General features: G+C 61.1%; 26 protein-coding genes and 1 riboswitch. Of the genes, 8 read left to right on the top strand and 18 right to left on the bottom strand.

What is annotated here, in order from left to right; translation table 11 throughout:
• Nucleotides 1-3: 3 nt before the first annotated feature.
• The 14 genes from EHF33_RS01125 to EHF33_RS01060 all read right to left on the bottom strand — a co-directional run bounded on the left by EHF33_RS01125 (nt 4) and on the right by EHF33_RS01060 (nt 13,819).
• Complete coding sequence (locus EHF33_RS01125) at nt 4-1,431, bottom strand: NADH-quinone oxidoreductase subunit M (protein ID WP_124867242.1); 1,428 nt, start codon at nt 1,429-1,431, stop codon at nt 4-6.
• A gap of 91 nt (nt 1,432-1,522) precedes the next feature.
• Nucleotides 1,523-3,436 carry an NADH-quinone oxidoreductase subunit L gene (nuoL, locus tag EHF33_RS01120; protein WP_124867241.1) on the bottom strand — a complete coding sequence of 638 codons (1,914 nt, stop codon included), beginning with the start codon at nt 3,434-3,436 and terminating at the stop codon, nt 1,523-1,525.
• Nucleotides 3,437-3,439: 3 nt separating this feature from the next.
• Nucleotides 3,440-3,748: an NADH-quinone oxidoreductase subunit NuoK gene (gene nuoK / locus EHF33_RS01115; protein WP_124867240.1), complete on the bottom strand. Its 309-nt coding sequence runs from the start codon at nt 3,746-3,748 to the stop codon at nt 3,440-3,442.
• Nucleotides 3,749-4,303 carry an NADH-quinone oxidoreductase subunit J family protein gene (locus EHF33_RS01110; protein ID WP_124867239.1) on the bottom strand — a complete coding sequence of 185 codons (555 nt, stop codon included), beginning with the start codon at nt 4,301-4,303 and terminating at the stop codon, nt 3,749-3,751.
• 64 nt (nt 4,304-4,367) lie between these two features.
• Nucleotides 4,368-4,907, bottom strand: a complete 540-nt coding sequence (nuoI, locus tag EHF33_RS01105; protein WP_124867238.1) for an NADH-quinone oxidoreductase subunit NuoI — start codon at nt 4,905-4,907, stop codon at nt 4,368-4,370.
• Nucleotides 4,908-4,939: 32 nt separating this feature from the next.
• On the bottom strand, nt 4,940-6,115 hold the full coding sequence (gene nuoH, locus EHF33_RS01100; RefSeq protein WP_124867237.1) for an NADH-quinone oxidoreductase subunit NuoH: 1,176 nt from the start codon (nt 6,113-6,115) through the stop codon (nt 4,940-4,942).
• A complete protein-coding gene (gene nuoG / locus EHF33_RS01095) occupies nt 6,115-8,280 on the bottom strand; it encodes an NADH-quinone oxidoreductase subunit NuoG (protein ID WP_124867236.1) in 2,166 nt (721 codons plus the stop codon). The genes nuoH and nuoG overlap by 1 nt, the downstream gene beginning before the upstream one ends.
• Nucleotides 8,281-8,383: 103 nt before the next feature.
• Nucleotides 8,384-9,718, bottom strand: a complete 1,335-nt coding sequence (nuoF, locus tag EHF33_RS01090) for an NADH-quinone oxidoreductase subunit NuoF (RefSeq protein ID WP_124867235.1) — start codon at nt 9,716-9,718, stop codon at nt 8,384-8,386.
• Nucleotides 9,715-10,377: an NADH-quinone oxidoreductase subunit NuoE gene (gene nuoE / locus EHF33_RS01085; RefSeq protein WP_124867234.1), complete on the bottom strand. Its 663-nt coding sequence runs from the start codon at nt 10,375-10,377 to the stop codon at nt 9,715-9,717. The genes nuoF and nuoE overlap by 4 nt, the downstream gene beginning before the upstream one ends.
• 1 nt (nt 10,378) lies before the next feature.
• Nucleotides 10,379-10,870, bottom strand: a complete 492-nt coding sequence (locus EHF33_RS01080) for a DinB family protein (RefSeq protein ID WP_124867233.1) — start codon at nt 10,868-10,870, stop codon at nt 10,379-10,381.
• Nucleotides 10,867-12,108: an NADH dehydrogenase (quinone) subunit D gene (gene nuoD / locus EHF33_RS01075; protein WP_124872668.1), complete on the bottom strand. Its 1,242-nt coding sequence runs from the start codon at nt 12,106-12,108 to the stop codon at nt 10,867-10,869. Before nuoD ends, EHF33_RS01080 begins: the two co-directional genes overlap by 4 nt.
• A gap of 121 nt (nt 12,109-12,229) precedes the next feature.
• Nucleotides 12,230-12,925, bottom strand: a complete 696-nt coding sequence (locus tag EHF33_RS01070) for an NADH-quinone oxidoreductase subunit C (protein ID WP_206431590.1) — start codon at nt 12,923-12,925, stop codon at nt 12,230-12,232.
• Complete coding sequence (locus tag EHF33_RS01065; protein ID WP_124867232.1) at nt 12,913-13,449, bottom strand: NuoB/complex I 20 kDa subunit family protein; 537 nt, start codon at nt 13,447-13,449, stop codon at nt 12,913-12,915. The genes EHF33_RS01070 and EHF33_RS01065 overlap by 13 nt, the downstream gene beginning before the upstream one ends.
• Nucleotides 13,450-13,492: 43 nt before the next feature.
• Nucleotides 13,493-13,819 carry an NADH-quinone oxidoreductase subunit A gene (locus tag EHF33_RS01060; protein WP_124872664.1) on the bottom strand — a complete coding sequence of 109 codons (327 nt, stop codon included), beginning with the start codon at nt 13,817-13,819 and terminating at the stop codon, nt 13,493-13,495.
• A 319-nt stretch (nt 13,820-14,138) separates the two neighbouring features.
• Nucleotides 14,139-14,246, top strand: a riboswitch (TPP riboswitch).
• 54 nt (nt 14,247-14,300) lie between these two features.
• Here EHF33_RS01060 and EHF33_RS01055 point away from each other — a divergent pair.
• Nucleotides 14,301-15,347, top strand: a complete 1,047-nt coding sequence (locus EHF33_RS01055) for a thiamine ABC transporter substrate-binding protein (protein WP_124867231.1) — start codon at nt 14,301-14,303, stop codon at nt 15,345-15,347.
• 9 nt (nt 15,348-15,356) lie between these two features.
• Here the strand turns inward: EHF33_RS01055 and EHF33_RS01050 are convergent, their stop codons facing one another.
• From EHF33_RS01050 to rlmB, 3 genes are read right to left on the bottom strand one after another with little or no spacing between them, the layout of a single operon-like run.
• Nucleotides 15,357-15,917 (bottom strand): class I SAM-dependent methyltransferase, encoded by a 561-nt coding sequence (locus tag EHF33_RS01050; RefSeq protein WP_124867230.1) that lies wholly within the window; start codon nt 15,915-15,917, stop codon nt 15,357-15,359.
• Nucleotides 15,918-16,823, bottom strand: a complete 906-nt coding sequence (locus tag EHF33_RS01045; RefSeq protein ID WP_241191197.1) for an aldose 1-epimerase — start codon at nt 16,821-16,823, stop codon at nt 15,918-15,920.
• Nucleotides 16,820-17,545 carry a 23S rRNA (guanosine(2251)-2'-O)-methyltransferase RlmB gene (rlmB, locus tag EHF33_RS01040; RefSeq protein ID WP_124867229.1) on the bottom strand — a complete coding sequence of 242 codons (726 nt, stop codon included), beginning with the start codon at nt 17,543-17,545 and terminating at the stop codon, nt 16,820-16,822. Before rlmB ends, EHF33_RS01045 begins: the two co-directional genes overlap by 4 nt.
• 39 nt (nt 17,546-17,584) lie before the next feature.
• On the opposite strand from rlmB, the gene EHF33_RS01035 reads away from it, so the two are divergent.
• The 6 genes from EHF33_RS01035 to EHF33_RS01010 all read left to right on the top strand — a co-directional run bounded on the left by EHF33_RS01035 (nt 17,585) and on the right by EHF33_RS01010 (nt 21,034).
• Nucleotides 17,585-17,977 carry a hypothetical protein gene (locus EHF33_RS01035; RefSeq protein ID WP_124867228.1) on the top strand — a complete coding sequence of 131 codons (393 nt, stop codon included), beginning with the start codon at nt 17,585-17,587 and terminating at the stop codon, nt 17,975-17,977.
• A complete protein-coding gene (locus EHF33_RS01030) occupies nt 17,974-18,297 on the top strand; it encodes a hypothetical protein (RefSeq protein ID WP_164473373.1) in 324 nt (107 codons plus the stop codon). The genes EHF33_RS01035 and EHF33_RS01030 overlap by 4 nt, the downstream gene beginning before the upstream one ends.
• Before the next feature lie 9 nt (nt 18,298-18,306).
• On the top strand, nt 18,307-18,702 hold the full coding sequence (locus EHF33_RS01025) for a hypothetical protein (protein WP_124867226.1): 396 nt from the start codon (nt 18,307-18,309) through the stop codon (nt 18,700-18,702).
• Nucleotides 18,703-18,740: 38 nt separating this feature from the next.
• Nucleotides 18,741-19,364, top strand: a complete 624-nt coding sequence (locus tag EHF33_RS01020) for a DNA-3-methyladenine glycosylase (RefSeq protein WP_124867225.1) — start codon at nt 18,741-18,743, stop codon at nt 19,362-19,364.
• A 102-nt stretch (nt 19,365-19,466) separates the two neighbouring features.
• Nucleotides 19,467-19,769 (top strand): hypothetical protein, encoded by a 303-nt coding sequence (locus EHF33_RS01015; RefSeq protein ID WP_124867224.1) that lies wholly within the window; start codon nt 19,467-19,469, stop codon nt 19,767-19,769.
• A 245-nt stretch (nt 19,770-20,014) separates the two neighbouring features.
• Nucleotides 20,015-21,034: an aspartate-semialdehyde dehydrogenase gene (locus EHF33_RS01010; protein ID WP_124867223.1), complete on the top strand. Its 1,020-nt coding sequence runs from the start codon at nt 20,015-20,017 to the stop codon at nt 21,032-21,034.
• Between the two features lie 88 nt (nt 21,035-21,122).
• Here EHF33_RS01010 and acs read toward each other — a convergent pair whose 3' ends face one another.
• Nucleotides 21,123-23,075: an acetate--CoA ligase gene (acs, locus tag EHF33_RS01005; protein WP_124867222.1), complete on the bottom strand. Its 1,953-nt coding sequence runs from the start codon at nt 23,073-23,075 to the stop codon at nt 21,123-21,125.
• A gap of 165 nt (nt 23,076-23,240) precedes the next feature.
• Between acs and moaA the strand changes: the two genes are divergently transcribed.
• Nucleotides 23,241-24,278: a GTP 3',8-cyclase MoaA gene (gene moaA / locus EHF33_RS01000; protein ID WP_338135029.1), complete on the top strand. Its 1,038-nt coding sequence runs from the start codon at nt 23,241-23,243 to the stop codon at nt 24,276-24,278.
• Nucleotides 24,279-24,326: the final 48 nt, after the last annotated feature.

Genomic DNA, 24,326 nt, shown 5'->3' with positions numbered 1-24,326 from the left:
GATTCACAGTCCTCCTCCCAGTCCAGCCATCCAAGTCCTGACGACCGGCTGCACCAACGCGAGAGCGGGGCCGCTATAGACGCCGAAGAAAATCGACACCGCAATCGGAGCGCCCAAAATCAACCAGTCCAAATCTCTCAGATCATGTGCCAGCACCGCGCCAGCGGGCCGAACTTGCCAGTAGGTCGTTTGGAAGGCCGTCAGACCGTAAGCGGCGGCGGCAATGGTGGTCAGGCCCGCGATAAAAGCGAGCCAGGGCGAGACCTGATAAGCGCCCAGCAAAATGCTGAACTCGCCCACGAAGCCGACCAGTCCCGGCACGCCGATCGAGGCGAACCAAAGGGTCATGGTCATGCCGCTGAGCGCTCCGGCCTGGGTCATGATCCCGCCGACCTTGGTGCTGAGGCTGCCGACCCGTTCCTGAAGCATTCCAGCGGCCAGAAACAGCGCTCCGGTGTAGATATTCTGGAAGGCCAGCAAAAAGAGCGCTCCGATCATGGCGGTTTCGTTCATGGAGAAGATGCCCAACCCGACAAAGCCCATATGGCTCAACCCCGCGTAAGCCAGGAGCCGCTTCCAATCGGTTTGCGAAAAGGCAATCCACGCCGCGTAAAGGGCAGTGAAGGCCGCCAAGCCCATCAGAATCGGGCGCAGTTCCAGCATGGCGTCGGGAAACAGCACCACCGCAAAACGGAACAAGCCGTAAGCACCGACCTTGTAGAGCGTGCCCATCACGTCGGCCACACCGCTGTCGTGGTTTTGGGCGTGGAAATCCGGCAGCCAGGCGTGCATTGGAAAGAGCGGGAGCTTGACGGCCATCGCTGCCAAAAAGCCGAGGAACAGCCACGTTTGCAAGGTGCCGGTGACCGGGTGCGCCTGCAAATCCACGAGCGCGAAGGTGGGGCTGCCGCCGTAATACTTGAGGCCAATGATAGAGATCAGCATCAGCAAGCTGCCGAACAAGGTGTAGGCCGCGAATTTGACGAGGGCGGCCATTCGGTTGGCTTTGCCGTAAATGGCCAGCATCAGCAGAGCCGGAATCAGCGCGTCCTCGAAGAACACATAAAATAACACCAGATCGCGGGCAGCATAAATGCCCAACAGTCCGGTTTCCATCATCAGAATCAGCGAGAGCATGGTGCCGGGGTTGGGAATGCGTTTTCCGGCGTAGATGATGGCGATCAGGGTCATGAAGGCGGTGACGATGCCGAGCAGCAAGCTGACACCGTCCATCTGCACGCTGTAAGTAACGCCCAGCGCCGGAATCCACGGAACCGAGTAATACGACAGTCCGCCGACTGACCAAGACCACAGCCCGCCCGCTAAGGTCAGGCCCGCCGCCGCGCCCGCGAACTCCTCACGCCAGCGCACCGGCACCAGGAAGATCAGCAAGCTGGCGAGAACGGGCAAGAAGATGAAGAAGTGGATCATTGAAGGCCCGCCTTAACCGCAAGATGTTGGAAAGAGTAAGAGCTGGGGAGGAGGTTACACTCGACTTTTTTCAACTGAACGAAAAAGTCCCTCATACGCCTCCCCCAATGGCTTTGAGCGCCCAGTAACCCACAATCAGCGCGGTGCCGAGGAGCATGCTCAGAGCGTAAACGCGCACGAAGCCGCTTTGCCAGACCGTCACCAGCCAGCCCGGAGCGCCGACGTTGCGGGCGACGCCGGACATGGCTCCGTCCACGCCGTTGTCCATAACGTCCAGACCCTGCGAAATGACGCGGCTGCCCCCACCGATCACCGCGTTGTAAAAGCGGTCGAGGTAGAGCGCCTGCAAACTGGTTTGGCCCAGCGGCCCGACTTGCAGGGCGCTCCGGCGGTGGTCGTAAAAGGCCCAGCCGAGGCCAATCAGACCGGTTGCTACCGCGATGCCGGTAATGAGCCACTCGGTGCTGACCGGGATTTCGTGTTCGTGAACGGGGATGGCTCGGCCCAGAAAATTGTCCAGAACGTGGGTGCCACCGAACAGAAAAGCGGGCACATTGAAAAAGCCGCCGATGGTCGCCAGCGCCGCCAGCACGCCCAGTGGAGCGCTCAGCAGGGCGTCGCCGTCGTGGGGGTGCAATTGGGCGTCTCCCCTGTAAGTGCCGCGCCACACCAGGAAATACCAACGGCCCATATAAAAGGCAGTCAGCAGTGCCACGAACAAACCGATCAGGTACAGCGGGGTGTTTTGGGCAAAGGCCGAAGCCAGGATGCCATCTTTGGAGAAAAAGCCCGCGAAAATCGGAATGCCGGTGATGGCAAGTACCCCAATGGCTGAAACCCAGTGGGTAAACGGCATGGATTTGGCGAGGCCGCCCATTTTGCGGACATCTTGTTCTTCGTGCAGGGCGTGAATAACCGCGCCCGCCGCGAGGAACAGCAGTGCCTTGAAGAAGGCGTGGGTGACGAGATGAAAAATCGCCGCCGTGTAGCTGTGTAGACCCACCGCCAAAAACATGTAACCGAGTTGCGAAACGGTGGAATAGGCCAGAATCTTCTTGATATCGGTTTGATTGAGCGCCGAGAGTGCGCCGTAAAGGGCGGTGAGTCCACCGGCCCAGGCCACCCACATGCTCGCGCCGGGGGCCAGATCGTAGAAGAAATTGCTGCGGGCAATCAGGTAGACGCCTGCCGTGACCATCGTGGCGGCGTGAATCAGGGCCGAAACGGGGGTAGGGCCAGCCATCGCGTCGGGCAGCCAGGTGGTGAGCGGAAGCTGTCCACTTTTGCCGACTGCGCCGACCAAAAGGAAAAGGCAGATCAGCTCGATCAGCGGGCGCGAGGTGACCAGCAGAGTCGCCCCCTGTGCGGCGAGTTCGGGAATCACCAGCGTGCCAAAAACCTTATAAATCAGAAACATGCCCAGCATGAAGCCCAAATCGCCGATGCGGTTCATGATGAAGGCTTTGCGGGCGGCGTTGGAGTTATTGACGCCCTCGGCTGCGTTGTGGTCTTTGTGTCCGGCGAACCAAAAGCCGATCAGCAGGTAACTGGCCATGCCTACGCCTTCCCAGCCGACGAACATCAGCGGGTAAGAGTCGGCCAGCACCAAAATCAGCATCATCGCCACGAAGAAATTCATGAAAGCGAAGAAGCGGGTGAAGCGGGCGTCTCCCTTCATATAGCTGATGGAGTAGACGTGAATCAGGAAGCCGACGCCGGTAATCACCAAAGTCATGACCGAGGAAAGCTGATCGAGATAAAAGCCGATTTTCAAGTTGGCCGAGATGCCCGCTGTGCCGAGCGCCATGTTGGGCAGCCAGGTCCAGAGGGTTTCGTGGGCCGGAACGTCGCTGAGGCCGAAGAAGCGGATCAGAGCGACAACAAAAGCCGCACCGATCAGGCCGGAGCCGAGCCAGCCGCCGGAGGTACCGCTAAACCATTTGCCACCGCAAATCAGCAGCGCGAAGCCGATTAAGGGGAGTAAGGGGAGCCAGTAGAGTGCCATCAATTACCCCTTGAGGGACGCCAGATCGTCCACATTGGTAGTTTCGCGTTTGCGGAAAATGGCCACGATGATGGCCAGCCCGATGGCCACTTCAGCGGCGGCGAGGGTCATCACGATAAAGACTGCGGTTTGGCCGACCAGATCGCCCCAAGCGCGGGCAAACGCCACCAAGGACAAGTTGGCGGCGTTGAGCATCAGCTCGACCGATAAGAAGACCATCACGGCGGTGCGGCGCGTCAGCACACCGATCATGCCCAGCGCAAAAAGAATGCCGGACAGGGCGATGTAGTAGGCGGTGGGAACTTCAGCCACTTAAGCCACCTCTCCTTCCAGCGCAGCCAATTCGGGTGTTTGCTCGGGATCAGCTTGCACGGCGGGCCGCTGCACCAACGCCACCGAACCCACCACTGCCACCAGCAGCAAAATGCTGACGGCTTCAAACGGCAACAAAAAGCGGGTCAGCAAGGTTTCACCGACGGGGCCGGGTGCGCCGTTGGCCAGCGCGGCGGTACTTTCGGCCAGGGGGCGCGGGTCTTTGTAGGTGAAGGCCAAAATGGCGAACGCACCTGCCAGAATCGCTCCGCCCACGCCTGCCAGCGGCGCGACGAACGGCAGCGGGTTAGCTTCCTCGACAGGACGGTTGGCGTCCAGCAGCATGATGACGAAGAGGAACAGCACCATCACCGCGCCCGCGTAGACGATGACCTGAGTGGCGGCCAGAAACGAAGCATTCAGGGTGGCGTAAATACCCGCCACCATCAGCAAAGTGCCGACCAGGCCCAGCGAAGCGTGAACCGCATTCCGCGCCGAGATGGTCAAAATTCCGCCCGCGACGGTCAGGACGGCGAGAACGAGGAAGGTCAGCACAGGCGACCTCGCCTTGGGGCCTTTGATCGTTCGGCAAGCCGCAATTTACAAGCTACAAGCCTTTTCATGTTGGGTACTTGACTCCTTCCAGCTCGGCACGCGGCCCGCCTTCCACCTTGAAGCCCACCCGCACCGGCTGGTTTTTTTGTGCGGCCTCGCGGCGCTGCGGAATACTGCCTTCCACGCCCACCAGCATGTCTTCTTTGGCATAGACGAAATCGCGGTAACGGTAATCGGCCATTTCAAATTCGTTGCCCATCACCACCGCGCCGGTTGGGCAAGCTTCCTCGCACATCCCGCAGAAAATACACCTGAGCATGTTGATCTCGTAGACGCTGGCGTAGCGCTCGCCCGGCGAGGTTGGGTTGGCTGGATCGTTCTCGGCGGCTTCTACATAAATGGCGTAGGAGGGGCAAGCGGCGGCGCACAGCGAGCAGCCGATGCACTTTTCCAGACCAGTGCCGGGGTGACGGGTCAGGATGTGCCGCCCCCGAAAGCGCGGCTTGATGCTGGCCCGCTGCTCGGGGTAACTGACGGTGACGGGCTTGGTAAACAGTTTGCCAAGCGTGACGCCCATGCCTTTGGCGAGTTCTAGAACGCCCATTGGGCACCTCCGGTGAAACGGTAAACAAACATTCAGTCTCCCCCGACAGGCCGGCTGGCCGCTGGCCGCTCGGCATCTGGCCGGTGCGTGGGCGTATTCCAAAGGCGGCGGGCGCGGTCACTCATGACGATCAGCAGCACCAAGCCGATCAAGCCCAAAATCCCCAGCGGCCACAGGCCCGCGCCCCGGAAGTAGGTCAGGTAAAAGCCGGTGATCACGGTGTTGGCCAGCGACAACGGGAAGATGAGCTTCCAGCCGAAGCGCATCAGTTGGTCGTAGCGCAGACGCGGCAAGGTGGCCCGCACCCAGATGAACAAAAATAGGAAGAAGGCGATCTTGAGAATCAGCCAGATAAACGGCCAGTTGGAAATGCCGGGAATCAGGCCGTCGAGGAAGACCGGCCCTTTGTAGCCGCCGAAAAACAGCGTCGCCATCAGCGCCGAGGCGGTGATCATGTTGACGTACTCGGCCATTTGAAACAGCGCCCACTTGATCGCCGAATACTCGGTCAGGTAGCCGGCCACCAGTTCCTGCTCGGCTTCGGGCAGGTCAAAGGGGGTGCGGTTGACTTCAGCAAAACTGCTGACCAGAAAAGTGGCGAAGGCAAAGACCTGAAAGACGATCAGCCAGCCGTTGGTGGCTTGCCAGCCGATGATCGACTGAAACGAAGCGCTGCCCACCAGCATGAGGAGGCCCAGAATGCTCAGCCCCATGCCGAGTTCGTAGGAGATGATCTGCGCCGCGCTTCGGAGACCGCCCAGCAGCGGGTATTTGGAACCCGATGCCCAGCCGCCCAAAAAGATGCCGTAGACGCCCATGCTGGTAATCGCCAGCAGGCCGATCACGCCGACGTCCAAGCTGTAGACCCAGGGATTGAGGCCGAAGAAACTGCCTGCCGGGCCAGCCGGAATGCCGCCAAACGCGGTGAGGGCGCAGGTGATGGCGATCAGCGGCGCGAGGGTGTAGACGAGCTGATCGGCCTTGGTGATCCGCAAATCTTCTTTGAAGATACTTTTAATGGCGTCGGCCAGCGGTTGCAGCAGGCCCATCGGCCCGACGCGGTTCGGCCCCCAGCGAATTTGCATGCGGGCCAGCAAGCGGCGCTCGATCAGGGTCATGTAAGCAAAGGTGGTCAGCAGCGCCAGAGCCACCAGCACGCCTTTAACCACCGTCCAGAGCAGGTCGAGCCACCAAGCAGTGTCAGGCATCAGTCGTCACCGGCCACGAACGTGGGGGTGGAGGCCATCGGGAGTTCAATCATTCCGGCGCTGTAGACGGGGTCGCTGCGTTTCATGCCTTCCTTCCAGAGAAGCGGGGTATACGGTGCGGCGGGCGCGTCGTAGCGCATCCCCAGCGGAGCGATCAGCCCGTGAATAGGCAGTTCGGCCACGTTGACGCCCAGCCGCTCACTGAGCAAGTTCTGGGCGCTGCGGATGCCGCGAATGCTGGTTTTGATCTCCAGCGCTTCGGCCACGATGCTCAGGGCACGGATAAAATCGGCCGCCTCACCGTTTTTGAGGGCGGCGGGGCGCAGCGGCAGCAGACGGCCTTCCAAGTTGACGGTGGTGCCGCGCTTCTCATAATTGGTCACGGCGGGCAAGATCACGTCGGCTTGCAGAGCGGTGGCGGTCAAGTGAGTGTCGTGGGAAATCAGGAAGCGGGGGCGGCTCTGCCCCTCGGCCAGCGGGTTGAGGCGACTCACCAAAGCGACCCGTGCCTGAGAAAGTTGATCGTAGCGCAGACCGCCGGAACGCGGCACCAAGTTCAGCGAGGCCAGCCCGCGTGCATTGGCCCCGGCGGGCAGAGCCAGAATGCGGGTCTTGGTGCGCTGGGTGAGGGTTTGCAGAGCGCTGCGGGCCGCGCCGCTGAGACTGGCTAATGCTTCCGCGCCCAGAACCAGAATCGGGCGCTCGGCGGTTTTGAGGATGTTGGCGGCGGCGCTCACGGCAGCATTATCGGAGCTGCCCGTCAGGCCCGCCAGCGCAGTGGCAGCGTCCAGCTGAGCGCTGAATCCGGCGTTTTCGCTGAGGCGGCTGGATTTGGATGAAATGACGGCCAGCTTCTCGCGCTTGCGGGCGGGGCGCTCCACCAACCGGAGATCGGCAATGGCGGTGCCGTGGTCAAACTCAGCCGGCAAAATCCCGCCGCGCAGCATTTCCAAAATGCGGAGTTCCAGGATGGGGGCTTCCTCGCCCAGATCGGCTCCCAGCACGACAACGCCGTCAGACTGCGCGACTTCAGTCAGCGTGGGAGCGTCAGTGCCGTAGGTGGCCTGACGCGGCCAGTAATCGACGCTGGCCAGTCCGGTCAGCCCCACGAAGGCTTCGGCAGCGATACCCTCTTCCAAAGTGGAATCGGCGTTGAGGAAGATGGCCAGATCGTGCGCGTCCAGTCCGGCCATGCCTGCGCGGATGGCGTCTACCGCTTGATCCCAGGTGGCGGCAACCAGTTCGCCGTCTTCGTTGCGGATCATCGGGGTGGTCAGGCGGTTTTCGGAGGCGAAGACGTGTCCGAAGCGTCCAGCGTCGCAAATCCAGGCTTCGTTGACCTCGCGGTTTTCACCCGCCACTATGCGCTCGAGCTGGCCGTTGCGGGCGTCCACCGTGATGGAGCAGCCGACCGGGCACAGCGTGCAGGTGGTGTGGGTGTGGTCGTACTCCCAGTTGCGGCCCCGGAAGCGGGCCACGTTGTCGAGCAGCGCCCCCACCGGGCAGATGTCGGTGATGTTGCCCTGGAAGCCGACCGGCAAGCCGCCCTCCGCCGTGTCAATGAAAGTGTGGCTGCCGCGCTCGATGAAGTCGAGGACTTCCTGGCCCGGCACCTCCTCGAAGTAACGCACGCAGCGTTTGCAGTGAATGCAGCGCTCCTGATCGAGAATCACGTAATCGGACAGCGGGTAGTGCTTCTCGGCGTGGCGGCGGTCGAAGCCGAAGCGGCTCGCGCCGTAGCCGTACTCGAAGGCCCGGTCTTGCAACTCGCACGCTCCGCCCTTGTCGCAGGTGGGGCAGTCGAGCGGGTGATTGAGCAGCGTGAACTCCATCATGCCTGCTTGCGATTTGGCGACGACTTCACTGGTGGCGGCAGTCTTGATCTGCATGCCCTCGGTGGCCATCATGGTGCAAGCAGCCATCGGCTTGGGAAACCAGAAGATTTTGGGCGTGGCGGCGTTGCCCTCACCTTCCATGATGAAGGTGCCGTCCGGGTTCTTGCGCGGGCTGCCGGACTCGACGAGGCACATCCGGCACGCTCCCACCGGCGAGAGGTACGGGTGGGCGCAGAAATACGGCACATCTTTTCCGGCCTGAAACACCGCGTCGATGGCGGACGTTCCGGCGGGGAGATCTAGGGAAATGCCGTCTACATGGACTTTCATAACTTGCCTCCGGCAAAGGCCTGTGAATCATGGTTTGTGGTTCGTGGACAAAGAAAGGGACGGCCAAAGCTTAAACGCTTGCTCCCGCCTCCGCAAGCCGTACTCACGCGTCCCGCCACCGATTCCGCGCCGGATAAATGGGTTTGCCGGTATTCGCCAGCGAGTCGTACTCGTCGCGGAACAATTTAATGCTGCTCATCACCGGCGAGAGGCAAGCGTCGGCCAAAGCGCAAAAACTTCTGCCGCCGATGTTGTCGCACATGTCCAGAATCAGTTGCACGTCGCCGGGTTGGCCCTGACCGCGCACCTGTTTCTCGTACATCTTGACCATCCAGCTACCGATGCCCTCGCGGCAGGGCGTGCATTTGCCGCAGGATTCGTGGGCATAAAAGCGAACGATGTTCCAGGTGGCGTTGACGATGCAGTCGGCTTTGGGAATCAGGGTGACGCCGCCGGTGCCGAGCGAACTGCCCGCCGCCGCCAGCGCTTCGTAGTCCATGCCGGTGTCGAGAATCGCCTCGGTGTAGGGCAACATCATGCAGCTGCTGCCGCCGGGAATAATCACCTTGATATCTTCGAGCGGCCCGCCCGCCCAGTCGAAAATCAGTTCGCGGAAGGTGGTGCCCAGCGGCAACTCGTAAATGCCGGGCCGGGCAACAGGGCCGGAAATCTGAAACAGCTTGGTGCCCTTACTCTTCTCGGTGCCCATGCCCGCGTGCCATTCCCAGCCGTATTTCAGAATCTGGGTGGCGGCGCAGAATGTTTCGACGTTGTTGATGGTGGTGGGCAGCCCGTAAAGGCCCGAGGCGGCGGGAAACGGCGGCTTGAGGCGCGGATTGGCCCGCAGTCCCTCCAGACTGTTCATCAGCGCGGTTTCCTCGCCGCAGATGTACGCGCCCGCGCCCCGGTGAACTTGCAGGTCGAAGTCGAAGCCGCTGCCGAGAATATTCTTGCCCAGGAAACCGGCTTCCCGTGCCTCTTGTATAGCGGCCCAGATACGCTCGGCGGCCTGCACATACTCGCCCCGGATATAGATGTAACCGAGGCTGGCCCGCATGGCGAAGCCACCGATGATCATGCCCTCGATCAATTGGTGCGGGTCTTCGGACATCAGATAGCGGTCTTTGAAGGTGCCGGGTTCGGATTCGTCGGCGTTGCACAAAATCAGGTGCGGCTTGCCGTCATTGAGCGGCATAAATGACCACTTGAGCCCGGTGGCAAAGCCCGCGCCACCGCGCCCACGTAGGCCCGACTTCTTGACTTCGTCAATCACCGCGTCGTTGCCGATGGCAAAGGCCCGCTGCACGGCTTGGTAGCCGCCGGACAGCAGATAACTGCTGAGCGTCCAGCTTTCGGGGCGGCCCACGTTGGCGTACAGCGTCGGCGCGAAGCGGGGGTCTTTGCCACTGGTCACGGGTCTGGGGGGAGCGATGGTCATGATGGGTTCCCGTTGGCCGCTGCTTGATGGGGCAGCGGGTACAAAGCGTCAGTACTGCCGCCCGCCGCCTCGCCGCTGGAGAGGTACTGGCGTCCGTCTTCAGCGACGACCACGGGTACCGGATGGTGGTCTACGGCCAGTGCGTTTCCTAGCCGCATGGCCTGAAGCAGATGGTCGCAGCGGGCGCGGGTCACGGATTCGTAGTAGCCCTCATCGTTGAGTTGCATCACGGGCGCGGTGCCGCAACTGCCCAAGCACTCCACCTTTTGCAAGCTGAAATAACCGTCCGGCGTGACTTCACCCGGCTGCACGTCTAGTGTCTCGACCAGGTAATCCCACAGCTCGTCGCTGCCCGAAAGCGCACACATCAGCGTGGAGCAGACTTGCAGGTGATACTTGCCGGTGGGGAGGGTGTGATAGGTGGAGTAAAAGCTCATGACGCTGCGGACTTCGGTGGGGGTGGTACCGCACAGCGCAGCGATTTCGGCCAGCCGCGATTCGTGAACGAAGCCCTCGGCATCTTGGACTTCGCGCAGCAGCGGCATGAGAGCGCTTCTCTTGCCCTGCGGCGAGTTGGGGTAGCGGCTGAAGATATCAGCAACCAGGGGTTGTTTATTGGCAAAGTAGTGAACAAGGGAAGCAGTCTGGGCTTGGGTCACGTCATTCTCTCCAAATCGGCCAAGTGGCACTTTCCAGCGCGGCCATCTGCTCGGCGGTGTGCCCGCCTTGCCGCAGCAGGGTCATCAGCTGTCCCCGGTGGTGGGCGTCGTGGACGAGGGTGTGCTGCAAAAAGTGAACCGGATGGCTTTCGTACTGTCCTTCAAAGTTCCGGTGCTCGCTGAGCGCGGCTTCCACAGCAGCCAGCACGGCGCTGTCACTTTCAGTAAAGGCGCGACGCAACTCGCCTAGGTCGCGGGTGGTGAGCGTATTGTTTGAACCCAGCTCAAACTCAATCGCGTCGGCGTGAGCAGGCGAAATCTCGTTGAGCCAGTCCTTGCGGAAGCCTGCCATATGCGCCAGTTGCTCCACGACGCTCATCCCGCCCTGTCCGTCGGAGATGTTCAGATCGGCGTCGGAGAGGTGATCCAGCACAGCGGTGTTGACTCTGGCATTGCGCGAAAAGGATTCCAAGATCAGTTCGGGTATGCTCACCGGTCCACATCTCCCAGCACTGGGTCAATCGTCGCCAGAATGGTGATCAAATCGGCGAACTGCCCGCCCACACAGGCGTATTCCAGCGCCTGAAGGTTGACGAAACTCGGAGCGCGAATCTTGACACGGTACGGCATAGAGCCGCCGTCGGAGATGATGTAATAGCCGACCTCGCCGCGTGCAGTTTCCACCGGCACATACACTTCGCCAATCGGCGGGTGAAAGCCTTCGGTGACCAGTTTGAAATGGTGAATCACCGCTTCCATGCTGGTTTCCAGCTCGTGACGCGGCGGCAAGCTGATTTTGCGGTTGGGGTCTTTGACCGGGCCGGGCTTGAGGCGCTTGAGGGCCTGGCGCACGATCTTGGCACTCTCGCGCATTTCGTCGAGGCGCAGCACGAAGCGGGCCTGCGAGTCTCCAGCTTGGCTGACCGGCACGTTGAAATCGTAGGTCTCGAAGCCGCAGTACGGATTGGCTTTGCGGTGATCGAGCGGTACTCCCGAAGCGCGGAGGTTCGGCCCGGTCAGGCCCAGATCAATAGCCACGTCCGCCGGAATAACGCCCACGCCCACCGCACGGTCCAAGAAAATCGGGTTGGTGACAAAAAGACTCGCGTATTCGTCCACGTGCTTGTCAAAGGTGTCGACAAACTTCTGCACGTTTGCAGTCCAACCGTCGGGAATGTCGCGTGACAACCCACCCACCCGGAAGTAGCCCTGATTCATCCGGTAGCCGCAGACTTCTTCAAAGAGGTCTTGCACCGCTTCTTTTTCGCGGAAGCAGTAGAAAAACGGCGTGATCGCGCCCAAATCCATCAGCGCCGTGCCGATGAACACCAAGTGCGAGTGAATCCGGCCCAGTTCGTGCAGCAGCACACGCACGGTGGTGGCGCGTTCGGGCACCTCGGCCTGCATCAGCTTTTCCACGCCCAGCACGTAGGCCAGCTCATGGCCGAACGAATGCAGGTAATCGGTGCGCGGCGCGTAAGTCACGCCCTGCTGATAGGTGCGGTGCTCAAATGTCTTCTCAAAGCCGGTGTGCAGGTAGCCCATGTGCGGCGTCACTTTGATGACGTATTCGCCGTCCATGTCCACCACCAGACGCAACACGCCGTGGGTGCTGGGGTGCTGCGGCCCCACGTTCAGACTCATGATCTCGGTGTGCATCAGTGCCCCGGACTGCGCGGTCAGCGATCCGACCCGCTCCGGGCGGCTGCTTTCCTGATGGTCGGGCTGCATCTCGCGGCGGGGTAAGGTGCCGCTCTTCTTGTCTACTGGGGGTCTTTCTTTGAGACTCATGGTGTCACCTCAGTCCGTACACGAGTGGGGCAAGCTGCCGCGCCGCCTGATCCTGAACCGCTCACTTCGGCCCGCCTTCGGGCATCACCGGCGGCTCGATCTCGCGGGTGCTGCCTTTACGCAGGCTGCCGCGCCAGCCAGTTAGGCCCGCGCTCTGGCCGGTCATGCCCGCGCGGAAGGCGGCGGGGTCGAGGAAGCGGCCGTCCCGGAACAAAGTGGGCGTCTCCTCCAGCGGAAAATCCTTGCGGAGCGGATGGCCTTCCAAATCGTCGGGCGTCAGCACTTTGCGCAGATCAGGATGATCGTCAAACACCACGCCCATCAGGTCGTAGACTTCACGCTCAAGGTAATTGGCCGATTTCCACACTGGGTACAAGCTCGGCAACGACTCGCCGTCGCGCAGCCAGACGCGCATAAACAGGCGGCGGTGATCGTAGGGGTGGTAGATGTTGTAGAGCACGCTGAACCGCTGCGGGCGCGGCTGTACGTATGCGCCGTAGTCCACGCCCACCACGTCCATCAGCATGAAGCCTGCCGACTTGAGGCGCTCGGCGGCGGAGCGCAGTTGGTCGGCCTCCACCACGCCAGTCGGCTCGGCGGCGTCTTCGGGAATCAGGCCCAGCTTGCCCATCAAGGCTTCGACCACGTCTTTGAGTTCGGCAGGCGCGTGGTCGCCAGACACACTGACTCCATCTACCTGCACGCTGCCGCCGCCCGCGCTCAGCACGACTTTATCCTTGCCGTCTAGCGCGTCCATGCGTCCACCATCGGTAACTGATTGCCGAGTTGGTCAAAAGCCTCGCCGCGCACTTTTTTCTGAAGTTGCATCACGGCAAAAATGAGCGCTTCAGGCCTCGGTGGGCAGCCCGGCACGAAGATGTCCACCGGCACCACGCTATCCACGTTTTGCACGACGGCGTAATTGTTGAACATACCGCCGCTGCTGGCGCACGCGCCCATGCTGATGACCCATTTGGGATCAGGCATCTGGTCGTAGACGCGGCGCATGATCGGGGCCATTTTCTTGGAAAGGCGTCCGGCCACGATCATCACGTCGGCCTGGCGGGGCGAGGCGCGGAACACCTCCGAGCCGAAACGGGCCAGATCGTTGCGCCCGTCGGTGGCGCTCATCATTTCGATGGCGCAGCAGGCCAGACCAAAGGTGGCAGGCCAAAGCGAGTTGCTGCGGCCCCACGCCACCAGTTTTTCCAAGCTGGAAAAGAGAATGCCTTCAGATTCCAATTCTTGCCAATCGCGTTCAAAAAGTTCTTTAAGGGGCATCAAAACCCTCCCGTAGAGGAGCTTAGGAAAAAGGCCAAAGGGTTCAGTTCCATTCCAATACGCCCTTTTTGAGAATATAGAAGTAGCCCACCAGCACCAAAATCAGGAAGGTGATCATTTCCCAGAAGGCGAACGCGCCAACTTTTTGATACGCCACCGCCAGAGGATAAAAGAAGGCCGTTTCGATATCGAAGACGATAAAAAGCATGGCGACGAGGTAAAAATGCACCGGGAAGCGCTCGCGGCCTGTGCCTTCGGGATCGTTGCCGCTTTCGTAGGGCATCAGTTTGCTGAAGCTCGGCTTTTTCGGCCCCAGCAAAATGCTGACGACCACCGCCAGCACGCCGATGCCGCCTGCAATCAGCAGCATCACGATCAGGTGGGCAAATTCACTCATAGTCCTCCTTGTTGCTCTTCAACGTATTCAATCTTACGGGGTAGTCGGGCGTTTGGGTGGGCTTGTGCCGTTTTTCACGAGCGAGCCACAAAAAAGGGGGCTTGAAGAGGGGGCCTGAAGGTAAATCCGCCGCAGCGGGAAGAGTTGTGTGTGCGCCTCCCAATTTACCACGTAAAGCGGAAAAAAGGGTGCCGGGGAGCGGCGGCAGCGGCCACTCGGCCTGTCCTTAACCTGACCTTTGGTTTTGAGCTGAGAGGGCATTTTGCAGCGCCGCACTTTGCTATCTTCCCAGGTGCGTCACCGGGGGTGTCTGCCCGCACAGTTGCGGGCCGGGCTGAGATCAAACCCTAGGAACCTGAACCGGATCATACCGGCGGAGGGAGCGTGACTGCCGACCTGCCACTTATCTTGGAGGTTGGCAACGCTTCTCCTCTGACGCCAGAGGGGATTTTTTATGTTGAAACACAAACGTACATTTTTGAGTTTGTTACTGCTCGGCGGCCTCGCTTCGGCAGTCAGCGGCTCAGCCGCTCCGATCACCCTGACGGTCATCACCCACGACAGTTTTGACCTCAACAAAAAGCTGATCGCCAGCTTTGAGCAGCAAAACAACGCCAAGGTGCGCTTCATCAAGGGCGGTGACGCGGGCGAGATGCTCATCCGCCTCATTCTGACCAAAGCCAATCCGCTGGCCGACGTGGTGTACGGCTTGGACAACACGCTGGCTCCCCGCGCCGCCGCTGCCGGCCTCTTGGACGCTTACAAAAGCCCGGCGCTGAGCAAAGTGCCCGCCACTTACCGCCTCGACGCCTTTAACCTGAATACCGTGGACTACGGCTACGTGGCCTTCAACTATGACCGCGCTTGGTTCGAGAAAGCTGGTCTGGCGCTGCCCAAAACATTGGACGACCTCAAAACGCCCACCTACGCCAAGCTGACGGTGGTGGCCTCGCCCGCGACCAGCAGTCCGGGCCTCGCCTTTTGGCTGGCGAGCGTCAACCACTACGGCCAGGCCGGAGCGGTGGCGTGGTGGCAGGCGGCCCGCACCAATGGCATGAAGGTCACGCGGGGGTGGAGCGATTCGTACAACAAAGAATTTAGCCGCAACGGCGGCAAATATCCGATCGTGCTGAGCTACGCCAGCAGCCCCGCCGCCGAAGTCGCCTACGCCGAAGGCTACGACCCCAAGAAGCTGCCTGCCCAGTCACCCACCGGCAATCTGCTCCTTCCGGGCAGCGCCTTTTTGCAACTGGAAGGCGTCGGCGTACTTAAAGGCACCAAGCAGCCCGCGCTGGCCCGCAAGTTCGTGGATTTCATGCTCTCGGCAGCGGTGCAGGCCGACTTCCCGACCCGCATGTGGGTTTATCCAGCGTTGGAAGGCGCTGCACTCGATCCAGTGTTCGGGTTCGCGCAGGTGCCGAGCGGCGTCAAGGCGCTGACGCCCACCAACACGCAGCCGGTGGTGGACGTGTGGGTCAATCAGGTGTTGCGGGGGCGCTGAAGCAGCGGGTCAGGCACGCTTACGGGCGTCCAGAATGATGGAGGCAAAGCCCAGCGGCCCCTGACCCGACCTATAAGCGGCGTTGCGGTGATCAAGCAGCGCCGAGCGGTAGACCGGCCCGCCCGCTATGCTCCACGGCTGGCGGTGAAACTGGCCCTTAGCGTCGTGGTATTCCAGCAGGGTCACTTCAAAGCCCACTTGCCTGAACACTTCAGCGAAGGTTTCAACGTCGTAGACGATCTGATGGTCGGCGGCGGGATGGTCAGCAGGGCAGGGGCCGCCCACTTGTACGGTGCGCTGGTACTCAGCGTCAGGGAAGTGAGCGTCCGGCACAGCCACCCGCAGCTGTCCACTCGATTTGATAAAGCGCCAGCACAGGCGAGCGGCGGCGCGGCCCTCCTGCAAAGTCAGGTGTTCCCAGACGTGTTCGCACAAAAAAGCGTCGGCTTGCTCAGCGCTGAAAAAGCGCTCAAAACTTGAAGGGTTGGTCAGGTCAAGTTGCTCTTGCTGGGTGGCCGTCCAGCCTTCCCAAGCCTGCTCACCCGCGCCCAAGATGATGCGCTCGCCCACTCACCACTCTCCGTCCAAGCTCAGCCGCACTGCGCCGGAGAGCGATTGCTGCGGCGTGAGCGTTTTCATGTCGGTGCCGTGGACGCCATGACTCGCCAAGTTAAAAGCGTCGGTGGCATGTGAAACAGGTTCCAGCGCCAGTGAACCGTCGGGGGCGGTGAAGAGCACCAGATGCGAAAAGACGTTATCGGCAGTGAGCGTCAGCGAGCGCTGGGGCCAGCCCTCACCTGACCAGCTCAGCCGGGCCGTGCCTTCCCACGAAGCGAACACCGCATCAATTTGGGCGTCCCCGACTTGGCGGGCCGAGCTGAAGTCCAGGGCTGCGGGAATGGCCTGTGCGCCGCCCAGCGGCAAGCTGTTTTCGTCAGTGGCGTACCAACCGCCCGCTTCAAATTGCAAGGTGGGCTCTTGGCCGCCTTGCAAGCGCTGGAAGTAAGGGTGCAAACCTATTCCGGCGGGCATAACGCTGCCTGACACGTTGGTGAGCGTCAGCGCCGTGTCGCAGTGCGGGCCATTTAAGTGGTACTCCATCTGCGCGGTAAAAGCCCAGGGCCAATTGACATCGGCAAGCTCACGGCTGTCAAACGTGCACCTGATTTGGGTTTCACTAATTTTCTGAACCTGCCAGGGCCGGTTGCGAACGTCACCGTGCTGGATCAGCGTGCTGCCCGCTTTGGGGCGGAGCTGAACGGTGCGGTCTTCAAATTCAAAACGGGCGTCGCGGATACGGTTGCTGTAGGGCATCAGTGCAAACATGGCAGTGTCGCTGCTGGAGTGGACTGACTCTGTGTTTACCGGGCGCATCACCGAGCGGCCCGAAGCGGCGCTGAGATTCAGGATACTGGCTCCGTATTCCGGTGCCATGTCCAGCGTCCAGTACTCGTTTTGGATGGTGCAGGTCTTCACGGCTTCGCCTTGACCGGGCGGCTGCTGACGGCGTGGTGAATCAAGATACCTGCCGCCACACCCGCGTTGAGGCTCTTGATTTGGCCGCGCACGGCAATGCTGACCAGTTCGTCGCACTTTTCGCGCACGAGGCGGCGCATTCCCTCGCCCTCCGCGCCGATCACGAGGGCCAGTTTGCGGTCATAGTCCAGGCGGCGCAGATCAGTAGCCGCTTCGCCTGCCGCGCCGTAAATCCAAACGTTGTCTTCTTTGAGCTGGTCGATCAGCCTCGGCAGATTTTTGGTTTGGGCCACCGGCAAGTAACTGGTCGCGCCCGCCGCCGCCTTGGCGACCACGGCACTCAGCGGAGCGCTGCGGCGTTCTTCCACGACTACGCCGTGAGCGCCCAGCACCTCGGCGCTGCGGATGATCGCGCCAAAGTTGCGCGGGTCGGTGACGCCGTCAAGGAGAATCATCAGCAGTTGCTCGCCCTTTTCGTCGGCCCGGTCGAGGATGTCGTCCACCGTGGCCCATTCGAGGTCTTCCACTTCGGCCATCACGCCCTGATGCTGGGTGGTTCCGGCCAGTTGATCGAGCTCGATGCGCGGGGCAAATTTGAGGCGCACGTCAAAGGTTTTGAGTTCGCGCACGAAGCTTTCTTCGATGCCCTTGGCGACGAGCAGTTCGGAAACGCGCCCGCCTTGCAGGGCTTCTAACACGGGATTACGGCCATAAAGGAGCATACGGAGGAGTCTAGCGCGGGTCGAAGTAAACTGAGCCGCATGTGGCTGACTTACCTGATGGCTGGCTTGACTGCTCTCCTGGCCTTTCATGCGTTTCAGGAAGGCGGCCCGCTCACTGTATCGGCTGGCGTGCTGGCACTGTGCGGGTCGGTGTGGGCCATTTGGCTTGCGTACACTTGGCCACGTCAAAAAGGCAAGCTGCTTAGCACTACTCTAACCCTCCCTGTCATCGCCTTGAGCGCACTGCAAAGGCTGGCTGAACACCACGAACACGGCCCGCACCCGACTCAGCATGAAGTGTTTCTGGTGGGCGGTATGGTGATTGGTAGTGCCTTTATGGTCTGGTCTTTGCTGAAAGACCGTTCTTCAGAAGTTTTGGAGCAAAAGTGGAGAACAATCCAGTGTTTTTCCGCCAAATCATCCTCTTTATGATCGCTTTTAAAGGACTCCTAGCCCCTACAGGCATCGGCAAAGGCATGTGGAGTTTAATTGCCACTGTTTTGCTGGTTAGCGTAGCGGGAATGGCCTTTTGGCAAGTGTGGCGCTCGCTGCCGGGTCAGCCCTATATTCTGATTTGGTACATGGCTACCATGACCGCTTGGTTTTTTCAAGTATTAGCGCGAGATACTGAACATCACCTACTGATTGGTGCTTGGGATATGATTTTCCCGATTTCTACTTTGTTTACCACACTCTACTTGTGGTGGAAGATCCGGACTGGGCTGCAAAACTCTCTGCAAACGAAGCGCTAGACTTAGCCCGTGTTGAACTGGCTGCCTTACGTTGTGTATTTCATTTGCGTGCTTACAGGCCTATCTTCCCTTCGTATGTTTTGGATGGGCGGCACGCCTACACTGCTGAGCGGCTTTTTGGCACTTGGTGGCGCGATCTGGGCGGCTTGGTACGTTGCTACCGTGTCCAAACGACCGCACTTGTCAGCGGCCTTCAAAGATTTGGCCTTCTCATCCGTCTGCGGAAGCGTTAGCGCTCTGGGCTGGATGCAACGTCTGGTTTTACGCTCAGAACATGGCCCCGCACTCGATTCCTTTGAATCCGGTGTCTTCATCTTTCTGCTCTGCTTTTTGGTTTTTATGGCCGTGTCATGGCTGGTGATCCACCGCGCTCAAGACTTCAAGAGTCGCGCGGGCAGAGTGTAATTTGACTGATCCGAACCCGCTGTAAACTAAGAACATTCATGCCCACTCCCTACACCCCGGCCCACTTCGACGCTAATCCGGTCACGCTTGCCCGCGAACTGCTCGGCGCGAGGCTGGAGCGCACCCTACCTGACGGCAGAGTTTTGGCAGGCCGCGTCGTGGAAGCCGAGGCGTATGACTGCCCCCGCGATCCGAGTTGCACGGCGGGGAGGTTCCACCACATCAAAACGCTGGAGCTGGCCGCGCCGCCGGGACAGTTCGTCTTCTGGGTAGCCTACGGGCATCCGCTGCTGCAAATCGCCTGCCGCGCTGAGGGCACCGCCGCCAGCGTGCTGATTCGCGCCCTAGAGCCGCTGGAAGGCGTGGACGCCATGCTGGAACACCGCCCAGTGGCTAGTGAGCGCAACCTCACCAGCGGCCCGGCCAAGCTGGTGCAGGCACTGGCGCTCAGTCCAGCTACGTTTCGCGGCCAATCTGTCAACGGAGCGGCGCTGCGGCTGCTGCATGGCGAGGCCGTGCCAGATGAGCGGGTCAGCATCACAGCGCGGGTGGGCATCGCGGCAGGGCGCAACTTGCCTTGGCGCTTTTTTGAGACCGGCAGCAAATGGATTTCAGGCGGCGTGCCGAGCATGGAACTTGCGCCAGGTGAGCGAGGTCTTTGAGAAAAGTCCAAAGACGAAATCGCGGCGGGGCGGCTGGGGTGCGCTATCATGCCGCATTATTCCAACTGTACGGCGGGCCGATGGAAGCCGCTGGGGAGCGCTATGCCTGTCACCATTCGAATTTTTGGTCAAGAGGCCCAGTTTCATCAGGGGCAGTGGCATTGTGAAGACGACGGCGTGCTGGCCATGCTCGACGCGCTGGCTGACCCACGCGCCCAAACCCCAAATGCCGAAGAAGAACACGCGTTTTACTGCGCGGGGCGGTTCGGCGGCTCGGTCTGGGTGGGAAGCGAGTGGAAGATGGCCGAACTCCCCGAACCCGAACTCAAACTCGACGCTTACGCCCTGCCCTCGCCCAAGCCGGAGCGCGGCGGCTGGCTGCCCTGGAGCCGCAAGAAGCGCTGAAGGCTGCGCTTGGAAAGTGACAAGTGGGAAGAACGGAGGAAACAAACAACTCCCTTGACGGCCCCTCATCTGGCCGCTACTGTAACGCTATGCCGGTTGCCGCCGTTTCCTTGACTCTCCGCGTGATTCTCACTTCGCGGTAGCGGCCTGCTTCACGCATTGCCGCCCGCCCTCTTCTCGGCGGGCTTTTTTATTTTCGGTTGACGCCTCTCCCCCGCCCTTCTCAGCCCCACAGGAGAACATTTATGCGCCTTGCCATTGTCGGAGCCACCGGAGCGGTTGGACACGAACTTCTCAGCGTTCTCGAAAAAAGCAGCCTGAAGTTTGACGAGTTGCTGCTCTACGCCTCGCCGCGTTCGGCGGGCAGCACCCTCAAGTTCAAGGGGCAAGACCTGACCGTGCAGGTCACTCCTGAGGGAGCCATTCCCGCCGACGTGATTTTGGCCTCGGCGGGCGGCAGCATCAGCAAAGCACTGGCCCCCGCGTGGGTGGCGGGCGGCGCTGTAGTCATCGACAATTCCAGCGCCTTCCGCTATGACGACAGCGTGCCCTTGGTCATTCCAGAAGTCAACGGCGAGGCGGCCTTAAATCATCAGGGCATCATCGCCAATCCCAACTGCACCACCGCCATCGCCGCCGTCGTGGTCTGGCCGCTTCATCAGCGTTACGGCGTCAAGCGCATGATCGTCAGCACTTATCAGGCCACCAGCGGCGCGGGCGCAAAGGGAATGGAAGAGCTGGAAACCCAGACCCACATGGTTTTGCACGGTAAAGAAGCTCAGGCCAGCGTGTTCGCCCACCCGATTCCCTTTAACGTCATTCCGCACATCGACAGCTTTCAGGACAACGGCTACACCAAAGAAGAAATGAAAGTGGCCTGGGAAACCCAGAAGATCTTTGGCGACCCGAATCTGATCATCAGTTGCACCGCCGTGCGGATTCCCACCATGCGGACGCACTCCGAGGCGATCACCTTGGAATTTGAGCGCCCCGCCACGCCAGATGAAGCCCGCGAGTTGCTGCGGGCCGCTCCCGGCGTGGAAGTTCGCGACGATCCCGCCGCCAACCTCTACCCGATGCCCCTGACCGCCAGCGGCAAATACGATGTGGAAGTGGGCCGCATTCGCACCAGCCTCGCCTTCGAGGGCGGCCTAGAACTCTTTGTCAGCGGTGATCAGTTGCTGAAAGGCGCAGCCCTCAACGCCGTGCAAATCGCTGAATATTTGCAGGAAAAAGGGGTGTTGAAAGAAAAAGAACTGAGCTAATCTAGAGTAAGTTCATAAGGAAAAACGCCGCAACTCTGTAAATTGCGGCGTCTTTCCTTATTGAAATTTCAGATAGCTCTCCAAAGAATTACAACACTTCAGCCGCTTGCAACCGTTCCAGCACACTGGGGTCTTCTAAGGTGCTGGTATCGCCCTGAATTTCTTTGCCCGCCGCGATCTGGCGCAGAAAGCGGCGCATGATCTTGCCGCTGCGGGTTTTGGGCAGGGCGTCGGCCACGATGATGGCCTCGGGGCGGGCCAGTGCGCCGATTTCTTTGGTAATGAAGGCGCGGATGGCTGCCGGATCACACTCCATCCCACTTTGCGGCGTCACGAAGGCCACCACGCACTCGCCTTTCACCTCGTCGGGGCGGCCCACCACGGCGGCTTCCGAAATGCTGGGGTGGGCCACCAATACCGATTCGATCTCCATCGTCCCGAGGCGGTGGCCCGACACGTTCAGCACGTCGTCGACCCGGCCCATCACGGTAATGTAACCGTCGGCGTCTTTGCGTGCACCGTCACCCGCAAAATACACATGCGGAATTTCACCCCAGTAGGTCTTGCGGTAGCGCTCGTCGTCGCCGTAAACGGTACGGAGCATACTCGGCCAGGGGCGTTTGATGACCAATAAGCCTCCCTCGTCGGGGCCGAGTTCGTGGCCATCACGGGTCAGGATGGCCGGTTCGATGCCGAACATCGGCAGGCCCGCGCTGCCGGGTTTGGCTGGAAAAGCCCCCGGCAAGGTGGTCAACATGATGGTGCCGGTTTCGGTTTGCCACCAGGTGTCGATGACCGGGCAGCGCTCGCCGCCAATGACGCGGTGATACCACATCCACGCTTCGGGGTTGATCGGCTCGCCCACGCTGCCCAGCAGCCGCAAGCTGGAGAGGTCGTAGCGGTTGGGGTAGTCGTCACCCTGACGCATGAACGAGCGGATGGCAGTGGGCGCGGTATACAGAATGTTGATCTTGTGCTTTTCGATGACGCTCCAAAAGCGGCCCCAATCCGGGTGGTTGGGCGCTCCCTCGTACATCACGGCAGTTGCGCCGCACAGCAGCGGGCCGTAGACGGTGTAGCTGTGGCCGGTGACCCAGCCGACATCCGCCGTACACCAGAACACGTCGTCTTCCTTGAGGTCAAAAGCGGTCTGCATGGTCAGGAAGGCGCTGACCATATAGCCGCCAGTGGTGTGCAGCACACCTTTGGGCTTGCCGGTGCTGCCGGAAGTGTACAAAACAAACAACGGGTGCTCGCTGTCGAGCGGCGCGGCCTGGTGCTGATCGCTGGCCTGACCCACCGCCTCGCTCCACCACACGTCGCGGCCCTCTTTCATCGGCACGGCCACTCCTGCGCGGCGCACCACCAGCATTGTTTCCAAGCTCGGGGCAAGCTCGGCGGCGGCGTCGGCGTTGGCCTTGAGCGGCACGGGCGCACCTTTGCGGTAGCCCGCGTCGGCGGTGATCAGCACCTTACTCTGGGCGTCGGTGATACGGTCAGCCAGCGCTGACACCGAGAAGCCGCCGAACACCACGCTGTGCACCGCGCCGATGCGGGCGCAGGCCAGCATGGCAATCGCCGCTTCGGGAATCAGCGGCAAGTACAGCGTGACCCGGTCGCCGACTTGCACGCCCAAATCGGTCAGCGTATTGGCGGCCTTGCTCACCCCGCGCAGCAGTTCGGCGTAAGTGAATGTCCTGACTTCGCCGTCCTCGCCTTCCCAGATAAACGCCCGCTTGTCGCCGCGCCCCAGCTCCACTTGGCGGTCAAGCGCGTTGTAAGCGATGTTGGTCTGCCCGTCCACGAACCAGCGGGCATGCGGCTCTTGCCAGTCAAGCACCTGCGTCCACGGCTGCGTCCAGGTCAGTTGGCCCGCCACTTCCGTCCAGAAGGTTTCGGGATCATCCAGGCTCTGGCGGTAGCGGCGCTCATACTCCCCGCGCTTGATACTGGCCTTCGCCGCAAACTCGGCGGGCGGCTCAATGACGCGGGTTTCGTGAAGCACGTTGTCAATCAGCATGTTGTCAATTTGGTCGGTCATGCAGGGTCCCCTTGTGTGTGGTGCTGTGGAATTCGGTCGTGGTGCCATGCTATACCCGCCCGCCGATTGGCACGGGGGGTTGAAACTTATTTTCGGGAAGGCCGGGGCGGTGGATTGAACTCCAAACCCCTACGCTGCCGCCGCCGCTGAGCTATAACCGGAAGCGTGATCTCCCCCGCGCCCTCCCTGCAAAACAACTTCGTGCAAGACGCCTTGGGCCGCCCGCTGCGCGATTTGCGCATCAGCGTGACCGACCGATGCAATTTGCGCTGCACCTACTGTATGCCCCGCGAAATCTTCGGCCCCGATTACGATTTTTTGCCGCGTGAGGAGCTGCTCAGCTTCGAGGAAATCGAGCGGCTCTCTCGGCTGTTCGTCGAACTTGGCGTCCAAAAGCTCAGGATCACTGGGGGCGAGCCGCTGCTGAGACGCGATTTGCCGCAGCTCATCGAGCGCCTGAGCCGGATTGAAGGCGTGGACGACTTGGCCATGACTACCAACGGCCTGCTGCTCCCGCGCTTGGCGGGCGACCTCAAAGCGGCGGGCCTGCGGCGCGTAACGGTCAGCTTAGACAGCCTCGATCCCGAAACCTTCGGCAAGATGAACGGGCTGGGCGTTCACCCTGACAAAGTGCTGGCGGGCATTGAAGCGGCCTTGCAAGCGGGGCTGGGCGTCAAAGTCAACACGGTGGTTCAGCGCGGCGTCAACGACTCAGCGCTGGTGGAGCTGTGGACAGCGCTGCGCTCAAAGGCCGTGGTGCGCTTCATCGAGTTTATGGATGTGGGTAACCACAACGGCTGGGAGATGAGCCAAGTGGTGCCGTCGAGCGAGGTGATCGCCCGTTTGGCTGGATCAGGTTCGCCGCTGCGCCCGCTCGACGCCCATTATCAGGGTGAGGTGGCCTCCCGCTACGCCGACGCGCAGGGCTTTGAAGCGGGCGTGATCAGCAGCGTCACCGCGCCGTTTTGCGGCGACTGCTCACGGGCAAGGCTCTCGGCAGTGGGGCAGCTCTATACCTGCTTGTTTGCCACCCAGGGCACCGATCTGCGCGGCCCACTGCGGGCAGGCGAAAGCGACGCCGAACTGCTTGAACGGCTCAGGGGCGTGTGGCAAGTCCGGCGTGACCGCTACAGCGAGGAGCGCGGCGAGGCCAGCGGGAAACGCCGTGAGCAGAAAGTGGAAATGTCTCACATCGGCGGCTGAGGGCAGCCAGCGCTGGCCTTTGAACTTCAGTTCAGGCCGTCTCTCTTG

The organism is Deinococcus psychrotolerans (assembly GCF_003860465.1).
GTDB classification, from domain to species: Bacteria; Deinococcota; Deinococci; order Deinococcales; family Deinococcaceae; genus Deinococcus; species Deinococcus psychrotolerans.
Note: the sequence above shows the minus strand (reverse complement) of the source record. Positions and strands in the feature narration are given on the sequence as shown.

Coding starts and splice junctions, on each gene's coding strand:
- nuoL (WP_124867241.1), bottom strand. CDS start 3,436: ATGGCACTCTACTGGCTCCCCTTACTCCCCTTAATCGGCTTCGCGCTG.
- EHF33_RS01010 (WP_124867223.1), top strand. CDS start 20,015: ATGCGCCTTGCCATTGTCGGAGCCACCGGAGCGGTTGGACACGAACTT.
- nuoH (WP_124867237.1), bottom strand. CDS start 6,115: ATGCCTGACACTGCTTGGTGGCTCGACCTGCTCTGGACGGTGGTTAAA.
- EHF33_RS01030 (WP_164473373.1), top strand. CDS start 17,974: ATGATCGCTTTTAAAGGACTCCTAGCCCCTACAGGCATCGGCAAAGGC.
- EHF33_RS01125 (WP_124867242.1), bottom strand. CDS start 1,431: ATGATCCACTTCTTCATCTTCTTGCCCGTTCTCGCCAGCTTGCTGATC.
- EHF33_RS01060 (WP_124872664.1), bottom strand. CDS start 13,819: ATGCTGCTGATTGCAGGCGGCATCGGCGTGCTGGCGGTGGTCGTCAGC.
- EHF33_RS01055 (WP_124867231.1), top strand. CDS start 14,301: ATGTTGAAACACAAACGTACATTTTTGAGTTTGTTACTGCTCGGCGGC.
- EHF33_RS01065 (WP_124867232.1), bottom strand. CDS start 13,449: ATGCCCCTTAAAGAACTTTTTGAACGCGATTGGCAAGAATTGGAATCT.
- EHF33_RS01070 (WP_206431590.1), bottom strand. CDS start 12,925: ATGGACGCGCTAGACGGCAAGGATAAAGTCGTGCTGAGCGCGGGCGGC.
- EHF33_RS01015 (WP_124867224.1), top strand. CDS start 19,467: ATGCCTGTCACCATTCGAATTTTTGGTCAAGAGGCCCAGTTTCATCAG.
- nuoI (WP_124867238.1), bottom strand. CDS start 4,907: ATGGGCGTTCTAGAACTCGCCAAAGGCATGGGCGTCACGCTTGGCAAA.
- nuoF (WP_124867235.1), bottom strand. CDS start 9,718: ATGACCATCGCTCCCCCCAGACCCGTGACCAGTGGCAAAGACCCCCGC.
- nuoD (WP_124872668.1), bottom strand. CDS start 12,108: ATGCAGCCCGACCATCAGGAAAGCAGCCGCCCGGAGCGGGTCGGATCG.
- EHF33_RS01020 (WP_124867225.1), top strand. CDS start 18,741: ATGCCCACTCCCTACACCCCGGCCCACTTCGACGCTAATCCGGTCACG.
- acs (WP_124867222.1), bottom strand. CDS start 23,075: ATGACCGACCAAATTGACAACATGCTGATTGACAACGTGCTTCACGAA.
- EHF33_RS01035 (WP_124867228.1), top strand. CDS start 17,585: ATGTGGCTGACTTACCTGATGGCTGGCTTGACTGCTCTCCTGGCCTTT.
- nuoG (WP_124867236.1), bottom strand. CDS start 8,280: ATGAAAGTCCATGTAGACGGCATTTCCCTAGATCTCCCCGCCGGAACG.
- rlmB (WP_124867229.1), bottom strand. CDS start 17,545: ATGCTCCTTTATGGCCGTAATCCCGTGTTAGAAGCCCTGCAAGGCGGG.